Raw genomic sequence first — 5,324 nt, 5'->3', positions numbered from 1 at the left:
AGATCAAATGATCAACTTATTTAATGACGATCCCTTGGTACCGGGTTTTACGACTCCCGGCGACGAGCACGGTTGTCGCGACCTCCGTCAACGGGCTGCTGTGAAAACTGGTGATCGCGATAACCGCGGCACCGGCGGCGTGTGCGCCGCGAGCAGCGCCTACGGTCTCATGAGTCGCCCCGGTGTGACTCACCGCAACCGCGACATCATCCGGCCCGAGCAGGCGTGCCTGCACGTGCTGCGTGTGCACATCCGGCGGGAAGCTGGCCGGGACGCCGATCGTGGCCAGCCGAAACGCCCCGTCCGCGGCAATCGGTGCGCTTGTGCCGACCCCCAGAAAAAGAACACGCCGCGCCGCATGGAGCGCCTCAACGGCATCGGCAAGCGCACCCGCGCCCACGCTCATCGGGACGCGCGACAGTGCCTGACCGTTCGAGGCCGCCAGCTTGGCAAGCACCTGATGCACGGTGTCGCTGGGATCGATGTCCTCCCGGGGGCATTCACCGAGCGGCAGAAGATCTTGAGCTAGAGCGATCTTGGCTGCCTGGAAACCCTTGAAGCCGAGACTTTGGCACGCGCGGACGACCGTGGCGACCCCCACCCCCGCGGCAGCGGCGACCTCGGATACCGAAAGATTAAGGATCTCCGCTCCCGGCTCCAGCAACGCTTCGAGGACCCGGGCCTCGCTCGGAGCGAGATCCGCGGCGGCCCCCCGCACCCGTTCAGCAAGGGTGCCAGCCGGCTCGTCAGCAACGCTCGCCGCGCCGGTCTCACTGGGCCTGGTCGTCACATCCACGAACCTAGCCACACGGAACAACGTTCCGATGAACGATGGATGGACATTTTATATCAAGAAAATATCGGAATTTTGTTCCGACGCTGCTCCTCACGCAGGGCTAGCTGGTATTTGCGGACGGATCCGGAACCCGTCCGCGGGCGGGCACATTACCGCCGGGCGAGTCGGCCCAGTACCGGCGGAAGCTCGCCGGAATACACCACGGTCAGGAAACGGGTGGCCCGGGTCAGCGCGACGTAGAGGTCGGCGAGCCCCCGGGTCGGCCCGGCCAGCAACGCGGCCGGTTCCACCAGCACCACCGCGTCGAACTCGAGACCTTTGCTCTCCGCCACGCTCAGCACCACCACCGGCGCGTCGAGAGCGTTGCCGACGGCGCTGGCGGGGTCGACGGAGTCCGCCGCGACCGCCAGATCCGGGAGGGCTGCCATGAGGGCGCCGCGCAGCCCCGGGATGTCCTGCGGGCGGCAGATCACGGCGACCCGCCCGTCGCCGACCTCGCTCGCGGCCCGGCTCGCCGCGTACACCACGGCGGCGACGAGGTCCCCGGGAGGCTCCTGGGCGAAGGTCCGCCTGCCCTTTAGCAGACCAGTCTCGAGCAGACCGACGAGGCCCGGGACATCGTCGGTCGTCACGTCGCCCACGCGCACCGCCGTCGGGGCACGGCCCACCGAACGCACTGAGAGGGGAACGGAGACCGTCGGGTCCTGCGCCCGCAGGACGTCGGCGGCAACGTCCATGATTTCCCGAGGTGTGCGGTAGTTGACGCTGAGCCGCTCGACCGTGAACCGGTTGCCGACCGCGGGCCCCAGCAGCTCCCCCCAGGACGTCGGCGCGCCCGGCCGGGCGGTCTCTGGGCCAGGTCACCGACGAGGGTCGCCGTGCGTCCCGGGCAGCGCCGCCACAGCAGCCACCACAACATCGGCGAGACCTCCTGGGCCTCGTCGACGATCAGGTGGCCGAAAGTCCAGGTGCGGTCCTCGCGGGCATGATCGGCGGCACTGCGCCGCGCCCGCGGCCCGCTCCACCGCTCGGCGAGCGCCTCGGTGTCAACCTGCCCCTCGAGCCCGAGCATGTCCACCACGCCCCGGGCGTACTCGCGTTCCTCCTCGCGTTCCCGCTCGGCACGGCGGGCGGTCTCGCGGCCGGTCTCCTCGCCCGGGTCGCCGAGCAGCTCGGCGGCCTCGTCGAGCAGCGGCACATCGGCCGGAGCCCACGCCCGCTCGACCCGCTCGACCCGCTCGGCGGCCGCTGTACCCGCCGTACCCACGCCGTCGCGCTGCACCGGGATCCGGACGGACGCTGCGGCCGTCCGCCGGTCCTCGAGCAGAGATCGTTCCGCCGGGGTGAGCCGGCTACCCGCCGCACGCGCCAGGGCCGCCGGATCGGCGAAGAGCTCCTCGAGGAGCCGCTGGGGGGTCAGCAGCGGCCAGAGGCCGTCGAGCACCGTACGGACCTCTTCCGCCGACCACAGGTCCCGGATGATCTGGCCGCGTTCGTCGGCATCGAGCAGCCCGCCCGGGATCTGGTTCACCACCTGGGTGGCCAGCTCTGCCAACAGCTCGCGCAGGAAGATCCGACGGGCCGAGTTGTGCGGGCGGCGGCTGCGCCGCGCCCGGGTGCGGGCCCGCGCGACCGTGTCGCGACCGAGGCGCAGCATGTGATCGTCGTAGGGGATGAGCACCTCTCGCCGCGGCAGCCGCTGCCGGTCCCTGACGGCGGCGGCGATGACCTCGGCCATCCGCGGATCACCCTTGAGCGCAGCGGTCGCGGCGTCCTCGACGCCGTGCGCGTCGACCCCGGGAAAGAGCCGTCCCGGCGTGGCGAAGATCACCTCGGTCTCCCCGAGGGAGGGCAGCACCTGGTCGATGTAGCGCAGGAACACCGGACTCGGCCCCACGATCAGCACGCCGGACTGGTCGAGTCGAGCCCGGTCGTTGTAGAGCAGATAGGCGGCACGGTGCAGCGCCACCGCGGTCTTACCGGTCCCCGGTCCACCGTCGACGACGAGCACGCCGTTCGCCCGCGCCCGGATGATGCGGTCCTGCTCGGCCTGCAGAGTGGCGATGATGTCGTGCATGCGCCCGGTCCTGGGCGCGGCCAGCGCCTCGAGCAACATCGTGTCGCCGGACGCCGTCACCCCGCCGGGCTCGCTCGTGCCGGTGCCAGTGCCGGTGGCCGTGCCGGCCGGCAGGCTCAACGGGTCGTCGGCGATGCCGGTGACCTCCCGGCCCTTGGTCCGCAGATGACGCCGCCGCACCAGACCGTGCGGATCGGCCAGCGTCGCCCGGTAGAAGGCGGTGGCCACCGGGGCCCGCCAGTCCACCAAGATCGGTTTCTGCTCGCTGTCGGACAGGCCGATCCGGCCGATGTACGTCCGGCGCCCGTCGGCGTGGTCCATCGCGCCGAAACACAGCCGCCCTTCGGCGGCGTCGAGGCGGGCGAGCCGGTCGGCGTGGGTCGCCGCGAACACGTCACGTTCCACGAGTGACTGTGGGGTGCCCGTGCCACTTTCCAGCAGGACCCGGCGCAGCTGCCCACGGATGATCTCGCGGACCTCGTCCAACCGGATATACAGCGTGTCCAGGTACGCCTGTTCACGGGCGCGCTCGACGTCCTGCATGGTCGGCACCGGCTCTCCTCCCGGTCGCGGTCGGATTCTTGGGCTGCGGCTTCCCGGGGTGCGGGCCGACGCCGTCAGGTGAGCCAGGGAGAGTAACAGCCCCTCCCCTGCAGATCTTCCCGGCCCGCCTGGTGACCCGGCTCCGGTGACCCCACCCTGGTAACGACATGTCCACGACAACGACGGCGTGTCCACGAACGACCACGGCAACCACGGCAAGCCGGCCCGCCATCCGGCACGGCGGCCGGAATGCCGCATCATCGCTGTTCCAGGTTACGGATGTCCGGCGACGGGATACACCGCAATGATCCACCTGGTGCGGGGTAGCGACCAACCTGATCCGAGGTAGCAGACGGCCCGGGCGAAGGAGCCGTTTCCGGCGGTTCCTTCGCATCCACGGTGAACGGCGTCCCGAGCTGGGGCGTCCACCGAGGTAATCAGACGCCCACCGAGGTGAGATGCTCCACCAGGGTGCCGTCGAAGGCCGGCAGATCATCCGGCCTGCGGCTGCTGATCAGCGTGTTCGGCCCGGACCGGCAGATGACGACCTGCTCGTCCACGACCTCGGCCCCGGCGTTGCGCAGATCGGTGCGCAGGCTCGGCCAGCTCGTGATGCGCCGTCCGCGGACCACGTCCGCCTCAATCAGGGTCCAGGGAGCGTGGCAGATCGACGCCACCGGGCGGCCGGCATCGAAGAAGTACCGGACGAACTCGACAACACCCGGCTGCCACCGCAACTCGTCCGGATTGGCGACTCCGCCGGGCAGCACCAGCGCGTCGAAGTCCGCGGGATCCGCCTCGGCGACCGTGACGTCGACCGGGAAGGTGTCCGCGGGGTCCAGGTGCCGGAACGCCCGCACCCTGCCTCCCTCCGTCGACACCAGCACCGGGCTCAGGCCGGCCTGCTCGATGGCCTTCCACGGCTCGGTGAGTTCGACCTGCTCGACGCCCTCCGGTGCCACCAGAAACGCGATCTTGCGTTGAATCCTGTCGTCGTGCGTCGTCATCGACACGTCCTCCTGCCTGATTCCTGTCTGCCTGCTGTCTGCTTGCCGTCTGACTCCTGCCCGCCTCCTGTCTGCCTGCTGCCCGCCTGCTGTCTGCTCCTGTCTCGCCAGCTGGGGTCGGGACCGGACGGGCGTCAGGGCCTGCTCGCCGCCTCCCGCAGGTCGGTGACGTCGTGCTCGAGACGCGCCCGCACCAGCGCAGCGACCAGCCGCGGGAAGTCCTGCCGGTCGACCAGTGCGGCGAGCCTCGCCGGGCCGGTCGGCAGCCCGAGGGCTCCAGCCGTTCTCCGGGTAGGTTCGTCGAGGTAGGGCACCAGCTCGTCCCATCCCGCCTGCGCCTCGCGCAGGAAGATGTCGGCACCGACCGGACCGATCCCCTTGATCTTCTGCAGCAGCTCCCGCTCCCGGTCCGGGGAGTACTCGGCGGCATCCCGCAGCCGGCGGACATCACCGTCGTAGGTGTCCATCAGGTAACGGCAGGCCGCCTCCAATGTCCGAGAGGTGCTCTCGTCGTAGCGCGCGTACCCGCTGCCGTTCAGCACCCGGGTACGGTCCTCCCAGGTCGCCTCGGCCATGGCTGCGGCGTCGGTCCAGCCGGCGTCCATCAGGGAACGGCAGGCGGCGACCGCGATCGACGTGCGGATCCGTGCGCTCGCGAGCAGGGCGAAGACGATCAGCCTGAACATCGCCTCCGCGGTGTCAGCCGGCGCGTCGGCGCCGATCTCGTCGGCGTAGGTCCGCCCATGCCGGGCGAGCAGTTCGGCGAGCACCGCCTCTGTGTCGGTTCCAGCCATGCAGTGGGGCTACCCGCGATACCCGCCATCACTCCGCCCCGCCCATGCGCTCCGCCCATGCGCTCCGCCCTGCCCGTGCCGTCCCGGCGGTACCCACCCACCACGTC

General features: G+C 70.5%; 3 protein-coding genes and 1 pseudogene. All 4 read right to left on the bottom strand.

Annotation, left to right across the window (positions count from 1 at the left end; genetic code table 11):
• Positions 1-16: 16 nt before the first annotated feature.
• Positions 17-796, bottom strand: a complete 780-nt coding sequence (locus AC08OJ_RS18290; RefSeq protein ID WP_476596367.1) for a MurR/RpiR family transcriptional regulator — start codon at positions 794-796, stop codon at positions 17-19.
• Positions 797-945: 149 nt separating this feature from the next.
• A pseudogene (locus tag AC08OJ_RS18285) lies at positions 946-3,425 on the bottom strand (HelD family protein).
• A gap of 428 nt (positions 3,426-3,853) precedes the next feature.
• Entirely contained in the window at positions 3,854-4,423 is a 570-nt protein-coding gene (locus AC08OJ_RS18280) for a type 1 glutamine amidotransferase domain-containing protein (protein WP_462188293.1), read from the bottom strand.
• Positions 4,424-4,557: 134 nt separating this feature from the next.
• Positions 4,558-5,217 carry an HhH-GDP family DNA glycosylase gene (locus tag AC08OJ_RS18275; protein WP_476592760.1) on the bottom strand — a complete coding sequence of 220 codons (660 nt, stop codon included), beginning with the start codon at positions 5,215-5,217 and terminating at the stop codon, positions 4,558-4,560.
• Positions 5,218-5,324: the final 107 nt, after the last annotated feature.

It is taken from the genome of Frankia sp. CgKIO3 (assembly GCF_977946435.1).
Note: the sequence above shows the minus strand (reverse complement) of the source record. Positions and strands in the feature narration are given on the sequence as shown.

Coding starts and splice junctions, on each gene's coding strand:
- AC08OJ_RS18280 (WP_462188293.1), bottom strand. CDS start 4,423: ATGACGACGCACGACGACAGGATTCAACGCAAGATCGCGTTTCTGGTG.
- AC08OJ_RS18275 (WP_476592760.1), bottom strand. CDS start 5,217: ATGGCTGGAACCGACACAGAGGCGGTGCTCGCCGAACTGCTCGCCCGG.